Source organism: Palleronia pontilimi (assembly GCF_016412875.1).
In the GTDB taxonomy this organism is placed as follows: Bacteria; Pseudomonadota; Alphaproteobacteria; order Rhodobacterales; family Rhodobacteraceae; genus Palleronia; species Palleronia pontilimi.
Genome location: NZ_JAEKPD010000026.1, coordinates 1 through 15,346 on the forward strand (window position 1 = coordinate 1; position 15,346 = coordinate 15,346).

The following is a 15,346-nucleotide window of genomic DNA, read 5'->3' on the forward strand; positions in this document are numbered from 1 at the left end:
CGCATGCGCTCGGGCGCGGGCATGACCCACATGGCGCCGGCCGCTGCCGGATCGGTGCGCCATGCCCATCACGTCGGCTGCGGCTGCGGCTGCGGCGGCGGCGGCCACCACGCCGGCCCCTGCGGCTGCGGCTGCGGCGGCACCGGGCAGGGGATGCACTTCCCGCCCGCGCGGTATCGCGACGACGGCAGCTGCGCGCCGCTCGCCGAGATCTCGTGCGACACCCGCTGGCGGATCCGCGAATGCTTCAAGGTGGCATTCTGCGACCTGCTGCGCTGCATGGCCGAGGAGTACTGCGAGGACGGGCGGTTCGTCACCGAGGCCGGTGCCAACGCCGCCCGCGAGCCTGATCTCGGCCGCTGCCTCGAGGGGTTCGTGTGCTCGATCCTGAGCTGCCTGCCCGAGGCGATCTGCCCGCCGCCGCCCCGGAAAGAGACCTGCTGCCACCCGCCCGGGCCGGCACAGGACTGCCGCTGCAACTTCGCCGTCGGGGAGTGAGTGCGATGACCATGAAACCGAGACACGACTTCACGCCCTGCGTGCCCGGCGCCCTCAGCGGCGGGCTGAGCCGGACCGAGTTCTTCGACGGCATGGTGCTGTCCGAGGCCGACATGAAGCGCGAGCAGTCTTACTGGCAGATGAAGCGCCGGCTGACCAACCGCGCTCTGGGCCAGGGGGTGGTCTGGGGGCTGACGCTGCACTGGGACGAGCGTAGCCGCTGCTTCACGCTGTGTCCGGGCTACGGGCTCAGCTGCTGCGGCGACGATCTGGTGGTCGAATGCCCCGAGACGGTGTGCGAGCGCGACCTGATCGACCCGTGCTCCGAGGAGTTCCGGCGGCTCTTCGTCGACCCGAAAAACCCCTGTGCCGATCCCTGCGAGGTGCGCCCCGACGCCCCGGTCGAGGCCTGCCTGATGCTGGAGTATGTCGAATGCCCCGAGGATCCGCGCCAGGTCTTCGAGGATCCCTGCGCCGAGCTGCCCAAGGGATGCCGCTTCGGCGCGGTGCGCGAGACCACGCGGCTGCGGCTGGTGCCGCCGCCGCCCGCGCCGCCGCCCGGCCCGATGGAACGGTTCTGCGCGAGGATCGCCGAGATCCGCGAACAGCTGGCCAAGGCCGCCGAGGCCTCGGGCGACGCGCCGCCGCCCGAACCGCTGTTCGCCGGCACCGGTCCGCAGGCGCGGATCACCGCGGCGCCGCTCGACGCCAACGACCTTGCGACGGCCGCCTACGCCGAGCCGCTGCCGGCAGAGGTTGGCGCCACGGCCACCATCACCATGCTCGGCGACAGCTCGGACGAGGTGAAGTTCACGCTCGAGCCGATGCCGGGCTTCTTCTTCACCAGCTTCACCCAGGACGGCTTTGACCAGCCGGTGGGGCAGATCCTGATGGGTTTTGCCACCACGGCTTCGGCGGAATCGCTGACCAACGGCGTCGGGATCGACGCGGTGGCGGTGATCGCGCCGCTGTTCGGCACCGGGCCTTCGCTGCGGGTCACCTACCGCATCGAGGCCGCACGCGGCGACGCGACCACGATCACCGCCGAGGTCCTGGCGGTCGAGGAGCTGCCGGAGCGGCGCGACTGCGTCTCGGTGCTGGAGGAGGGGCTGTTTCTCGACACGGACCCCGCCTGCCAGGTGCGCACCATGCTGATGGCGGTGCTGTGCGGCTGGTTCCGCGGCCAGCTGGGCACCGCCCCCTGCGCCGAGGGCGAGGAAGAGGTCGACCCGGCCCGCGCCGCCATCGCCTGGGCGATCTGCTGGCTGGCCTGGCGGCTGGTCTGGGAGCTCGATGCCACGACCGATGCGGGCAAGGCGGCGGAGGATTGCCTGCGCAAGCTGTTCCAGGAATGGTGCGCCGGCATGCACTACAAGGGCCCGCGCTGCGAGCACAACCTGCACGGCATCGTGCTGGGCTGCGTCAAGGTCCACCCCAACGGCCGCATCGAGTGCTTCGACGAATGGGCGCGTCGCCGCCACGTGCTGACCGGCCCGCTGCTGTCGCATTGGGGCGCGCAGTTCGGCCTGGCGCCGCTCGACGTGGCTGCGTCCCGGCTGGCGCGCTGGATCTGCTGCGTCGCCGCCACGCCGGCGGCGCAGATGCCGCAGCTGCCGGGCGAGGCCGCGGCGCTGTTCTCCTTCGGCAACGGCGGTTTCCTGGCGGGGCAGGAGCTTGCCGCCGGCGCGACGCTGGGCCAGGCCACGGTCAACAGCGTGCGGCCGGCCACGCCGCTCGACATGATCGGGCGGGTGATCGACCTGATCGCCGGTCCCGAGCGGATGCCGCTGTCGGCCGCGCCGGGCGTCGATCTGTTCACGCTCCAGGGCGGCGGGCTGCAGCTGGCGGTGCCCCGCGGGGCGCCGGCCGGCCTGCGCGAACGTGCCGCCAACCGAGAGGCGATCAGGGTGCTACTGGCCCGCGAGATGGCCGAGGCGCCGCCGATGGCGCGCCCCGCGATGGAGAGCGTGTTGGACGAGGTCGCCGGCACGCTGACGGCGGGCATGCTCCGCGCGCCCACCGACAGCCCGCTCTTCGGCCACATGGTGCGCGCGATCGAGGCGCACGAGGCCGACATCCCGTCGCTGCGCGCCCTCATCGCCATGGATCCCGAGCGCGCCGTCGACCTGGTCCGCCCCGAGCTCAGGGCCGAGGACGGGTTCACCGACGAGGCCGTGGCCGACAAGGCGATGGGCCTGGTCTATGGTGCGGCGGTCAAGACCCTGCGCGACGGCGCCGGCGCGATCCTGGAACAGGCGCGCGCGCGCGAGGACGACGAGGCCTTCGTGCGGGCCGATCTGGAGGAGGCCGCCACCGTCTCGGCGCTGCGCACCGCGCTCAACCCGAACCTGCAGGGGCGCGGGCTGACGCTTGCCAACATCCGTGCGATCGCGGCGCGGGCGGCAAAGCGGGGATGAGCCGGTGTCGCGGCTGCGGGTCGACGCGCTGAAGCTGAGCTTGCGCGCGCCCGAGGCGCGGCGGGCCGAGGCGCGCGCGCTGCAGATCGCGGCCGAAGAACGGTTCATGCCCGCGGTGCTGCAGGCGCTGCACCGGCGGCTGGCCGCGGCCTACGGGCCCGAGGCGGTGATCCGGATCGCGCGGTTGCGGCTGCGGCTGTCAATGGCGATGGCGGGCCTCGGACCCGGGGCGCTGGCCGAGCAGATCGGCCAGGATCTGGCCGCCCGGATCGAGGCCGCGCTGCCGCGCCTGGGCCGCACCTCCTGGGTCCAGACCCGCGATGCCACGGTGCAGCTGTTCCGCAGCCGCGCCGATCTGCAGGCCGTCGCGCTGGTCGCCGCCGCGCAGCGGCGGCCCGGGCCCGAAGGCACGCGGCAGGACTTCGCGCCGCTGTGGCGCGCGCTGCTGGCCCGGCCGGCGGCGGCCCGGGCCCGGGTTCTTGCGGCCAGCGCCGAGGAGTCCGGACTGCAGGCGGTTCTGGCGCGGCTCGGCCCTGTCGATCTGCCGACGCTCGACGCCCTCGCCGCGGCGCGGCCGCCGCCGGCGGTGCTTGCAGAACTGCGCAGGGCGCAGGCGCGGGTCGCCGCCGCGGCGGCGGGGCAGGGCACGGCGCCGGCGCTCGCGGATCCGTCGCCGCCGGAAGTGCCACCGGTGCCGGTCGCGCCGCCGGGCGCGGAGCCGTCCGCGCCGCGGCCGCGGACCGGGCCCGGCAGCCCGCCGATTGCCGAGCCGGCCAACGCACCGACCCCGCCCGCCGCGGCCGATGACCCGGCGGTGCCGCCCGAGCCCGGGCCGACTGCGCCGCCCGCCGGTGCACCGTCCGACCCCGCCGGGACCGACCTGCCGCCGCCGGGCGCTCCGGTCCCGCCCGCCGCCGCGCCGGTCCCGGCCGATGCCGCCGGGGCGCCTTCGCCCCTGGGCCCCGGCGCGCCCCGGCCCGCGCCCGCGGCGGCGTCGTCCGAACCCGAAGCACTCGCGACCGAATGGGGCGGGCTGCCCTATCTGCTGAACATCACGCTGCGGCTGGAGCTGCCCGAGCGGCTCTGGCGCATCGGCCTCGACGAGGGCACGGTGATCGCCGCCATGCTGGCGCGGATCGCCGGCACGGCCGAGGATCCGGCCTGGGACCTGCTGCGCCCCGACTACCCTGCTCCGGCGCGGCCGCCGCCGCCGCTGGCCGATTGGGCCCGCGCCGAGCTGGTGTCCGAGACCGAGGCCGAGGCCGAGGCGCGCGCCACCGGCGACGGCCTGGGCGCGCGGATCGCCGATCTGGCCGCCTGGTATGCCGAAGGCCCGTCCTGGGAGCTTCCGGCCTGGGGGGCGGCGCTGCATCTCGCCGTGCTTGAGGATCTGCTGGGCGCGCACGCCGGCCCGCAGGCGCTCGCCGAGCGGCTGCGGCTGCGCGGCAAGATCCTGGACGGCGACGAGACGGTTCGGATCCTGCTGCCGCTCGACTCCATCGACCCCGAGCTGCGCCGCCTGGGCCTCGATGCCGATCCCGGCTATCTGCCCTGGCTCGGCAAGCGGCTGGTGTTCGACTTCGTCGAGGCCGGCCCGTGACCCGCACGGTTGCCTCTGCGCGGGATACCCGCGCCCCCGGACCCGACGAGGCGCCGGCCCCGGCGCCGCAGCTTAGGCGCGAGACGAAGCAGGACCGGCTCGGCGCGCAGGGAGCCTGGCAGGCGGCCGAAGGCGCGGGGCAGGATCGCTGGACCGCGCTTGCCGCGCTCCTAGCGCGGATGCTGGAGAGTGCCTCGGCCGCGGCGCCGCCGGCGGCCGGTCCCGCACAGGCGCCGGGCGAGGCGCCCGCCACCCCGTCCGCCACGGCGGTCCCGGGGGAGCCTTCGGCCGGGCCCGCCGAACCGGCGGCCGCCGAGGGCGCCGAGGGCGTCGAAGCGCCGGTGCGGCTGCCGCAGGGCGCGGAGGCCGCGGTGCTCAGCCAGGCCGAGCCGCCGCCGCGGCCGGGCGAGGTGACGCTGCCCGAATTCCCCGAGGGCGGCGAGCCGCTGCCCGAGGCGGAGGCCCCGTCCGCGCCGCCGCCGGCCGCGCCGGGGCCGGTGGCCGGTGCCGGCGCGCCGACACCCGCGCCGGCCGGCGGCGGCGGGGGCGGCGGGCCCGCGCCCCAGGCCATCGTGCGGCAATGGCAGGCCGGGGTCTCGCAGGCCGGGGCCGGCCTGCCTCAGGAGCGGGTGCAGGTCGACCGGGCCCAGGCCGCCACCCTGACCCGGGCCGGCACCCATGCCCGCCAGCGCAACACCCGCGCCCGCGCGGGGCTGACCCGGGACGCCATCGCCACGGTGCCGCCCGCGCCAGAGGTCCGCGAGGCGCCGGCGCCGCCCGAGCGCAACCCGGTGCCGCAGCACACCGGCGCGGTCCTGCGGCTGTCGAACCGCCGGCTTCCGAACCAGTCGGCGCCGGCGCTCGTCGCCTCGCCCGAGCGCGACATCGAGAACGGCGTCAGCGTGGGCGGCCAGCGCCCGCGCATCGGCGACCGGCCGATCGCACCGGACCTGTTCCAGGCGCTGATCTCGCCCCGCGCGCGCGAACTGGCGCAGCTGCCCGCCCCGGCCGCCGAGGGCGCACGCGAGACCGACGAGCAGCGCCGCGTGCGCGAGGCGATGGAGCTGCTCTCGGGCACCCCGCGCGAGGCCGGCGAGCGCCGGGGCAGGGGCGAGCAAGTAATCATCCCCGACACCGGCCCCGTCGCCGCCCGACCGCTGCCGCCGGGTCTGTCGACGCCGGTCGGCCAGGTGGTCGCGCGGCTGCTGGCGCAGGCGCCGCAGACCACCGCCGGCGTTCTGGATACCCTGCGCGAGCGGGCCTATCGGGACGGCGTGCTCAAGACCAATTTCCCCGAGGTCGGCGGCGCCATGGCCAGCAGCCTGCAATCCGAGGTCACCATCGAGTTGCAGGAGATCGCGGCCGCGGCCGGGGTCTCGGCCGAGCAGCTCGACGGGATGGTCGCCGCGCGCCAGGCCGAGCTGAGCCGGAGCGCCACCGAAGCCGCGGGCGAGGCCGAGGCCGAGGGTGCCGCCGCCACCGAGACGGTGCAGCAGGAGGGCCAGCAGACCGCCGACGCCATCGCCGGCGCGGCCCGGGCGGCCGAGGAAGAGACGCTGAACCGGCAAGAGGCGGCCTCGGGCCAGAACGATCCCGCCGTCATCAACCGCCGCCGCGACATGGTGGTGTCCTGGATCCGCGAGCAGGTGACGGTCCAGATCACCGACTACCAGCGCGCCGGCGAGCGCCGCGAGCGCGAGCTGAGCACTGCCCTTCAGCAGCAGTTCGACGCCTATCGCGCGCAGGTGCAGCGCGAGGTCTACCAGGTGATGACCCCGCAGGCGCCCCGGCCCGACCGCAACCCCTCGGACGCCGCGCGCGAGCGGCGGCTTGCGGATCTCTCGGCCGAGATCCGCGGCTGGGGGCATGACCGGGTGCGGCTGACCACCGAGGCGTTCCGCACCCGCATCAACACCGCCCAGACTTCCACGCGCACCCACCGCAGCCAGATCGAAAGCGCGGGCACCGCCGGGATCGAGGCGGCGCGGGTCTGGGCCGAGGACAGGATCCTGGCGGGACAAAGCTGGTGGGACCGCTTCATCGCCCGCATCCGCCGCTGGCTGAGCGAGGCCAACGACGTCACCGAGCAGTGGCGCGTGCGCCGCACCACCGAGAACCGCGACGCGGTCGCCGCCGACATCCAGACCGTGCAGCTGGCGCGCGAGGCCATGGCCCGCGGCCTGACGCAGCAGCAGATCCTCGCCGACCGCAGCCTGAACGCAGCCCAGCGATCGATCCTGCAAGCCTATTTCGCGCAGGGGCCGGACACGCATCCGCTCGACTTTGCCGCCGGGCGACTGCGCGACAGCATCGCCGCGGGCCACCTCGAGCGCGCGCGCCAGGTCTTCGAACGCGAGTTGATCGCGATGCCGGTCTCGGGCGGCGACTACGCCACCGCCAACAAGCTCGAGGCCGTCGCCCGCGCCCAGACCGGCAGCTTCTCGGCCGCCACCATCGCCCAGCAGCTGCGCGCCGCGATGGACCAGATCGGCACCGACGAGGCGCAGATCTACCGCGCGCTGAACGGGCTGACGGCGCTTCAGGGCGCGGTGGTGCGCAAGATGTACCGCGCCCGCTATGACCGCGATCTGGACTACGACCTGCGCGACGAGCTGAGCGGCGACGAGCAGGCCCGCGCCATGGCCCAGATCGAGGGCCGGCAGGCCGAGGGCGATGCCATCGCGCTGCACGACGCCGTGGCCGGGCTCGGCACCGACGAAGCCGCGATCATGGAGTTGCTGCGCAACAAGACCCCGGCCGAAGTCGCCGCGATCCGGGCCGCCTATCTGCAGCGCTACGGCGAATCGCTCGACGACGCGCTGCGCGACGATCTGGCCGAGGGCAACGAGCAGGACCAGGCCGAGGCGCTGTTGCGCGGCGACGTCGCCACCGCCGACGCCATCGCGCTCGACGAGGCGATGCGCGGCGGGCTGACGGGCTGGGGCACCTCCGAGGAAGAGATCGAGCGGGTCTATACACGCACCCGGTCCGAGGTGCTGGCGATGGCGCAGCGCGAGAACTGGACCGCCGAGGAGATGGAGGCCGAGGTGCGCCGCCGCCTGCGCGCGATCGAGGCGCGCTTCGGCGAGCGCTACGCCAATGTCGCGCAGTACAACCGGCCCGGCCTCGCCGGCGGCACGGTGCTGGAGCGGGCGTTCGCCTCGGAACTGAGCGGGCCCGAGCGCGACCTGGCCAACGCGCTGCAGGGCAACAACCTCGTCGCCGCCGACGCCGCCCGGATCGAGATCGAGCGCCGCGGCGTCTATGCCTCGGACGACGCCATTAACGACGTGTTGCGCAGCCAGTACGAGCGCGCGCTCGAGGCGCGGCGGCTGGACGAGGGGCCGGCGCGGCAGATGCGGGTGCGCCGGCTGGTGGACGAGCTGCGCGATCGCCGGCCGCCGCTGTCGGAGAACGAGATCTCGCGCCAGCGCATCGCGCTCGAGCGCCAGATGGAACGCGAGATGGAGGACGGCGCGCAAGAGGATTCGCGCCTGTCCATGGGCGAGCTGCGCGACGTCTACCAGGACCGCTATTTCTGGCCGCTGTCCTTCGCCATCGAGACCAGCATGTCTGGCGAGGACCGAAACCGCGCCCGCAACATGCTGCAACAGGGCGGCAGGCTGACGCCGCTGCAGGAGGTCGAATACGCCACCCGCACCGTGGGCACCGACGAGGCGGCGCTGCGCCGGGTTCTGACCCGGATGACCCGGGCCGAGATCCAGCAGCTGCGCGAGCAGTGGGAGCAGCGGCACCCGGGGCGCAGCTTCAACGCGATGCTGCGCAGCGAGCTGACCGGCCGCGACGCCAGCGACATCATGGACGCGGTCTATCACGGCGCGCCCGAGACCGACGAGGAACGCATCCGGCAGGAAGAGCGCCGGGTGCATCGCGAGATCAACCATCTGACCGGCGTGCTGGGCGGTGCCGCCGCGGGCAACGAGGCCGATTGGATGGAGAACGAGCTCGCCCGCCTGCGCGCCCTGCGCGCGCCGCTGCTGCGCACCGACTGGCCCGACACGCCCGAGGCGCGGGCCGAACGTGAGCGGCTGTCGGCGCGGGTCGACGAGCGGGTGCAGGCGGTGCAGGACGCCGTCGCCGACCACCGCCGCCGGATCGACGCGGTCACCGATTTCGCCACCCAGGTGATCGGCATCGCCGTCGGCGTCACCGTCGCCGTGGTGCTGGGCGCGGTCTCGGGCGGGACGCTCGGGGTGGCGACGATCGCGCTAATGGCCTCGCTGATGGCCACCGCCTCGACGATCACCACCAAGATCCTGATCAAGGGCGGCTCCTACGGGATCGACGATTACGGCATCGACCTCGCAGTGGGGGTGGTCGACGCGATCACCGCGGTGGCGACGGCGGGCATGGGCAGCCGGCTGATCGCCCCGCTGCGGGCGCTGGCGCAGCGCACCCGGGTCGGCGACGTGGTCGGCTGGATGGGGCGCACCGGCCTGGCGCGCCGGATGGCGCAGGCACCCGGCGCCGCGACCGTGCGCGGGCTGGCGGGCCGCGCCGGGCTGTCGCGCGAGGGGCTGGAGCGCGGCGCGGCGGCCTTCCTGGCCGAGGGCATCGAGGACGCGGTGGGGGCGGCGCCGTCGAGCTTCGTCCAGATCGCGCTGACCGATGCGACCTGGGAAGGCGATCCGCTCAAGAACTTCCTCGAAAGCGGCGGCATGGCGCTTCTGCAGGCCGTCGCCATGGGCCGGATGATGGCCGGCGGCATGTCGGTTGGCCAGCGCGGCTTTGCCGGGCTGCGCGGCGTCGCGCGCTCGCGCACCGAGGTCGGACGGCTCCTGGAGGCCAACCGCATCCTGCAGGACGGCTATGCCCGCTATCGCGAGGACAATCCCGGCGCCAGCATCGGCGATTTCCTGGCCTCGCCCCTGGGCCGTGAGGCGCGCGCCACGATCGAGCGCCGCGGGCTGATGCGCGACATCGAGGCGGCCAACCGCGCCGCTGAGAACCCGCTGCCCGCGCGCGAGGCCCAGGCCCGCGCGGCGGCCGAGGCCGATGCGCCGCCGCCCGGCCGCGCCGCCGCCGAGGCCGAGGCCGACGCCCGCGCCGCGGCGCTCGAAGCGGCGATCCCCGCGGGCCTGCGCGAGGGCACCTTCGTCAGCCCCGATCCGGTCCTGCCCGGCCGCACCGTGCGGGTCGAGCCCCTGCGCATCGGCAGGCGCATCGTCGGCGTCGAGGTGCGGGTGGGGCCGGACGCGACCCCGATGGACATCGCCATGCATGCCGCGACGGTGCACGCGATGCAGAAATACCGCGGCACGCTGGGCAACATCCGCCGGGCGCTCGCGGACATGGCGGCGACGATCACCGGCTCGGGGCTGCAGGTGGGCTCGCGCGGGTGGGAGGCTCGGCTCGAGATCGGCAAGCTGCCGGCGATCATCGCCGAGCGCATGGACGCGCTCTCGGGCCGCGCGCTGACCCCGGATGCCGAGGCGCGCGTGCTGGCCGACATCGCGCGCCTCGAGGCGCAGTTCCACCACCACGAGGCGGTCTTCGCCAATCCGGCCCTGCGCGACCAGCCCGGCCGCGGCTACGTGGCGGCCGAGGACGGCGCGCATCCGCGCGATTTCGCGCAGCCCATGCACGAGGCCGTCGGCCGGCGCATCGGGCCCGAGGCCGAGGAGGATCCGACCTTCCGCGCGCCCGGCCGCGCGGCGGGCGAGGCCGAGGACGTCGCCCAGCTCGAGCTGATCTTCGGCGGCCCGATCCGGCCCGAGGATGCCGCGGGGCTCGACCCGCCGCCGGCCGGCGCGCTGTACGAGGCGCCTGGCCAGCTGTCGCCGGCGGCGCAGGCCGATCTGGCGTTGACGCTCGCCCGCGCGCGGGAGGCGTTCGAGCGCGCCTATCCCGAGCCCCCGGCCGACGGCGGCAAGCGACGCCGGCCGCGGACCGACGACCGCGACGCCACGGCACTGGAAGAGGCGCGCGGCCTGCTGGCCGGACTGGCGCAACGCTATGACCTGCACCCCGCCGATCTGATGGCCTTCGTCGCGGCGGCCGAAGGCGCGGGGCCCGTCGCCGCGCTGCTGCCGGCGAGGCCGGACGCGCCGACGCAGGTCCGCACCCTCGACGACGTGCGCGCCGCGACCCAGCAGGCGGTGGAAAGCCTGCAGCCCCAGATCATCGGCCCGGTGCGCCCGACGCGGCCCGAGGATCTGGTGGCCGAGATCGCCCGCGGAGATCCGCAGGGCTTTGCCCAGCAGCGGCTGGAGCGGATGTCGGGCGCGCCGCCGCATTACCGGACCCAGAATTTCAGCCAGAACGCGCTGCGTGCCACCATTGATCCGCAGACCGGGATCGGCTTTCTGCGGATCCGGACGGATGCAGCGGCCGGGACAAAGGAATACGCCATCCAGATCTCGGGCTCGCGCACCGATCCCAGCCAGCCGATCCGCTATCACGGCTATTTCCCGCCCTATGACCAGATCGGCAACACCGTCGTGCAGCTCTATGACGGCGCGCTTCGGGTCTGGCGCGAGCCGCCCAGCCCCGACTACCCCGAGGGCCGGCTGATGCAGGAAAGCATCGTCCGGCCAACCAGAGGCCGCCAGGGGCAGGAAACCACCGGTCCCACGCGCGAGGCGCTTGGCCTGACCGGGGTGATGACCCACCGGGCGCACGCCCATGGCAACATCATCGGCGTGGAAAGCCCGTTCGGCATCTATCATGCCCCCAGCCGGGTCAATCTGGAGACCCAGGCCGCGGGGGTCGAGAAATACATCGCCGCGCTGCGCGATGCCGCCCCCGAGGGGGTGACCTTCATTCTCCAGACCGGGGTGCGGCACCATGGCGACCAGGCGACGCTGCGCCAGATCGACTATCGGATCTCGATCGTCATCGAGGGCCACCGGATGGACTTCGCAAATTTCTCGATCCGCATCGACCGGCTGCCGGACGACATGGCCGGGATTACGCAGGAAAACCTGGTGACGATCGAGCCGCTCGAGCCGCGCTCGGCGCTGGCCCGGCTCGACCCCGAGCGGGTGCAGGGCATGACGCCCGCGCAGGTCCGCGACACCGCCGAGACGCTGGACGCGGTGCGCGAGATGGTGCGCGCGCGGGTCGACCCGCCCGAGCATGTGATCTCGGAGGGCCTGCGCGAGGCGGTAGCGGCGCATGAGATGCGCACCCGCCTGATGCAGGAGGAGCCCGACCGGGTCCGGTCCACGGTCGCGGCGAGCCAGGGGCGCATCGTCGACTACTCGCCGCCACGCGACGGCAGCTATGACGCGCAGGCCTGGACCAACGGGCTCGCCGGGATCGGGTTCAATACGCCGGGCGAAGCGAACTACATCGTGGTCGATCTGCGCGGCGCGCATCTGACCGATGCTCAGCGCCAGCAGATCCGGGATGCGATCGCGGCGCTGCACTGGAACGCACGGCAGAAATTCGTGGTCCTGATGCCCGATCCGCCGGGCCCAGCCGGGGCGGGCGCGGGGGCTGGACCATGACCGCGGTTCTCAGCCGGAAGCAGGGCGTGCCAGCGGCCGATGCCGTGATCCGGGCGGCGGGGTTCGAGCTGCTGGAGCGCAGCGTCCTGGGCGACGGTCCGGACCCCGACCGAATCGCCTATCGCCGCGGCGCCGAACGGCTGGACCTGATCCGCGATCTGGCCAGCGGTGCCGTGCTGGTGGTGCGGCAACCGGATGGGCCGCTGCTCGACGGGCTGGTGCCGATGGAGGCGCCCGAGCTGAGAGCGCTGCTGACCGCGCCGAAGGCCGCCGACCGGCTGGCCGGGGTGCAGGCCGCCGAGGCGCTGGCCGATGCGCGCCTGATGCCCGAGCTGATCCGCGCCTGCGCCGATCCCGAGCCGGCGGTCGCCAGCCGCGCCGCGGCCGCGCTGCGTGCCCTGGCCGAGCGCCAGGGTGGCCGGGCGGTGGACCCGGGCGAGGCGCTGTTCGCGCTGCCCGGCTGGCGGCGCGAGAAGCTGCAGATGCTGCGCTGGTGGATGGCCGAGCCGCCGGGCGATCCCCCCACCATCGCCGGGGCGGTGGCGCGGGCGCTGAAGGATCCGGACTGGGAGATCGCCGTGACCGCGATGCTGGCCGCCGGCCGGCTGCGGCTGCTGGACCTGGGCCCGGCGCTCGCGCGGCTGCGCCCGCCCTCCGGCCGCAGGCTGGGGCTTGCCGGGCAGGAGCCGCGGCTGCTTCTGGCGTTGCGCGACGCCTGCCTTACCCGGCTGGGCCACCCGGCGGGCAAGCCGCTGCCGCCGGGCGTGGCGCAGGCCGTGGCCGGCGATTTCTCGTCCCTGGCGGCCGACTTCGTGCCGTTCGTCGCCTCGCTGGTCCTGCCGCTGCAGCCGCCGCAGCCCCCGGTCGCGGCCAGGGGCGTGACGCAGGCCTCCGAGGGGCCGCGACTTGCCGACGGCACGCTGCTGGCCTGGGTGCCGCCGGGCAACTACTGGCTCGGCGATCCGCATCTGCGGGGTCCCGAACCCAACCCGGTGCGGCGGGTGACGCTGGCGGCGGGGTTCTACATCGATGCCCGCCCGCGCGGCCTGGCATCCTACGCGGCCGCCGAGGACGCGGCCCGGACCCTGTCCGGCAAGCTGGGACGGCCGGTCGCGCTGCCCGATCCCGAGCAGTGGGAAATCGCCGCCCGGGGCACCGACGGCCGCCGCTTTCCCTGGGGCGCGAACGGCGCGCCCGACGTGCGGGTCGATCTCTCGCCGGCCGGGATGAGCGATATCCTGAAGGGCCCCGGCGAGTGGCTTGCAGCGTCCGCGACGGCCGAAGGCAGGCTGCTCGCCGGCGGTGCGGCAGCCCCGGTCCCGGCCGCCCGGCGCCGGACGTCGGGTAAATCCGCGAATTCCTTTCGCTTCGTCTATGTGATATGAACTCAACCCAAGGAGGCGCGCCGGTACCAGGTATTCGCGTTTATGTCATCAGTGCCCACCATCGCAAATTGAGGGCGAAATGGTGTTGGACATCGTTCTTTGTATCCGCAATCGGCTCTATCGCGAAGGGCTGAGCCGGCTTTTGAGCGATCGGCCGGAATTCAACCGCGTGTCCGCCTGTTGCCGGCTGGCCGAGCTGCCGGCCTTCGTCATCGCCGAGACGCCGCAGGCGATCCTGATCGACGTCGGCCCGGACCGGCGCGGCGATGGCCCGAGCCAGATCCGGACCGCGTTTCGCTCCGCCCAGGGCCGCCCCTTGATCGTGCTCGGGGTCGCGAGCGGCGACGCGGAGGTGCTGGCCTCGGTCGAGGCCGGTGCAGCCGCCTGCGTCAGCGCCGACGATTCAATCGCCAGCCTGGTCGGCGTGATCCAGTCCGCGTCGCGCGGCGAACTGGTCTGCCCGCCGCGGATCAGCCGCATGATCCAGACCCGGTTGATGGACCTCAGCGAATCACAGGCCGGGCCCGAACGGCTGAGCCGGCTGTCGCAGCGCGAGCAGCAAGTGCTGTCGCTGCTGCAGGACCGGATGTCGAACAAGCAGATCGCCCGGAACCTCGGGCTCGAGGTCTCGACGATCAAGAACCACGTCCACAACATCATCGTGAAGCTTGCCGTGAGCAGCCGCGCCGAGGCCGCAGCCGTGGCGCGGCGGGCCACGTAGCAGCCTTCGCTGAACAGCTAGCCGTGCCGGCAGCGGACCGGGCCGACCGGCGCATCCGGACCGCCCCTTCCCTGTCACCGATATCGATGCTGCGGGTCACCGGCCCGACCCCTTGATCCGCCCGCCGCCCGCCGTCGTCGATGGGCTCCTGCCGATCGAGGCGCCCGATCCGTTCCCTGCCCAGATCGCGGGACAAGCTTGAATCCGCCGCATCGGGATCGTCTTCGATCTGCTGGCGCGCGATCTGGCAGAGCGGGTCGGGCGCCGGAACCGGAACGCGTGACAGGTCGCGAGGCGCCGTCCACCAGCGCCGCAGGCAACAGACGCCTGCCACCCGCCGACATCTCGTCACGGTGAAGTTCTGTAGCAGACACGATCTTCGTCATCCTCGGCAGCTGTCGCGCGGATGTTAATGCGGGCCCCGTCCAGTCCTTGCGCGACGCAAGCCATGAGGAAAACGGGGTCACGTCGTCCCTAACCAATTCGTTTTTGACCGGGCCGCTCGGCCCGATCGGGCAACGGCGCCCGGTCGGCGCGCCACAGGCGCTATGGCTCATACGGCGCCGAACGGCGTCACCTGTCGGCCCCCTCGATCGTCGGATTTCTTGGGTGGCTGTCGCGCCCATGGAGGATCGGACCGAAACCCAAGCGGCGTGTGACGGTTGACATGCTTGCGTGTGCGGATCGTGTGCATACATGGGATGGTTGCCGCCCTCCCCATACGGCATCGCAATGTGCCAAGATTGTGGTGTTGAAAGCCACCAAGCAAGGAGGACGGCGAGATGAAGGATACAATGATCGGAGTGCACTTGGCAAAACGAGTTTTCCAAGTCCACGGAGCCTCGATGACGGGGCACGTAATGTTCCGGAAGAAGCTGAGACGGGAGCAGTTTCGGCGGTTCATGTCCGATCAGCCTGCCTGAGTTGTCGTGTTCGAGGCCTGCGGCAGCGCGAGCTACTGGGCTCGGGAGATGGAAGCGCTTGGTCACGACGTCAAACTGATCGCGCCCCAGTACGTCCGTCCGTTCGTCAAGCGCCAGAAGAATGACGCGGCTGATGCCGAGGCGATGGTGATCGCCGCGCGCCAGCCGGAGATGCGCTTCGTCGCGACAAAAACGGCAGAGCAGCAGGCCAAGGCGGTGATATTCCGCAGGCGGGAGCGCCTGATCCATCAGCGCACCGAACTCGTGAACGCGCTGCGGGCGGTGCTCTACTGACCTTCCCCCGCGGTTAGGGCCGGTTTGATCTGGAAT

General features: G+C 73.5%; 6 protein-coding genes and 1 pseudogene. All 7 read left to right on the forward strand.

Going from position 1 to position 15,346, the window contains the following annotated elements; genetic code table 11:
• A partial coding sequence (locus ILP92_RS17075) for a hypothetical protein (RefSeq protein ID WP_214650086.1) occupies positions 1 to 498 on the forward strand: 498 nt, incomplete at its 5' end.
• A gap of 5 nt (positions 499 to 503) precedes the next feature.
• Positions 504 to 2,915 (forward strand): hypothetical protein, encoded by a 2,412-nt coding sequence (locus ILP92_RS17080; protein WP_198917626.1) that lies wholly within the window; start codon positions 504 to 506, stop codon positions 2,913 to 2,915.
• Positions 2,869 to 4,515, forward strand: coding sequence for a hypothetical protein (locus tag ILP92_RS17085; protein ID WP_198917627.1), 1,647 nt, complete (start codon positions 2,869 to 2,871; stop codon positions 4,513 to 4,515). Before ILP92_RS17080 ends, ILP92_RS17085 begins: the two co-directional genes overlap by 47 nt.
• Positions 4,512 to 11,987 (forward strand): annexin, encoded by a 7,476-nt coding sequence (locus tag ILP92_RS17090; protein WP_198917628.1) that lies wholly within the window; start codon positions 4,512 to 4,514, stop codon positions 11,985 to 11,987. The genes ILP92_RS17085 and ILP92_RS17090 overlap by 4 nt, the downstream gene beginning before the upstream one ends.
• On the forward strand, positions 11,984 to 13,372 hold the full coding sequence (locus tag ILP92_RS17095) for a hypothetical protein (RefSeq protein ID WP_198917629.1): 1,389 nt from the start codon (positions 11,984 to 11,986) through the stop codon (positions 13,370 to 13,372). Before ILP92_RS17090 ends, ILP92_RS17095 begins: the two co-directional genes overlap by 4 nt.
• Before the next feature lie 85 nt (positions 13,373 to 13,457).
• Positions 13,458 to 14,093 (forward strand): LuxR C-terminal-related transcriptional regulator, encoded by a 636-nt coding sequence (locus ILP92_RS17100; RefSeq protein ID WP_198917630.1) that lies wholly within the window; start codon positions 13,458 to 13,460, stop codon positions 14,091 to 14,093.
• A gap of 782 nt (positions 14,094 to 14,875) precedes the next feature.
• Positions 14,876 to 15,304 (forward strand): annotated as a pseudogene (locus tag ILP92_RS17105) (IS110 family transposase); the annotation flags it as partial.
• Positions 15,305 to 15,346 lie beyond the last annotated feature (42 nt).

Bases quoted from the DNA above. Each gene is read 5' to 3' on its own strand.
- ILP92_RS17095 (WP_198917629.1), top strand. From the start codon at position 11,984: ATGACCGCGGTTCTCAGCCGGAAGCAGGGCGTGCCAGCGGCCGATGCC.
- ILP92_RS17080 (WP_198917626.1), top strand. From the start codon at position 504: ATGACCATGAAACCGAGACACGACTTCACGCCCTGCGTGCCCGGCGCC.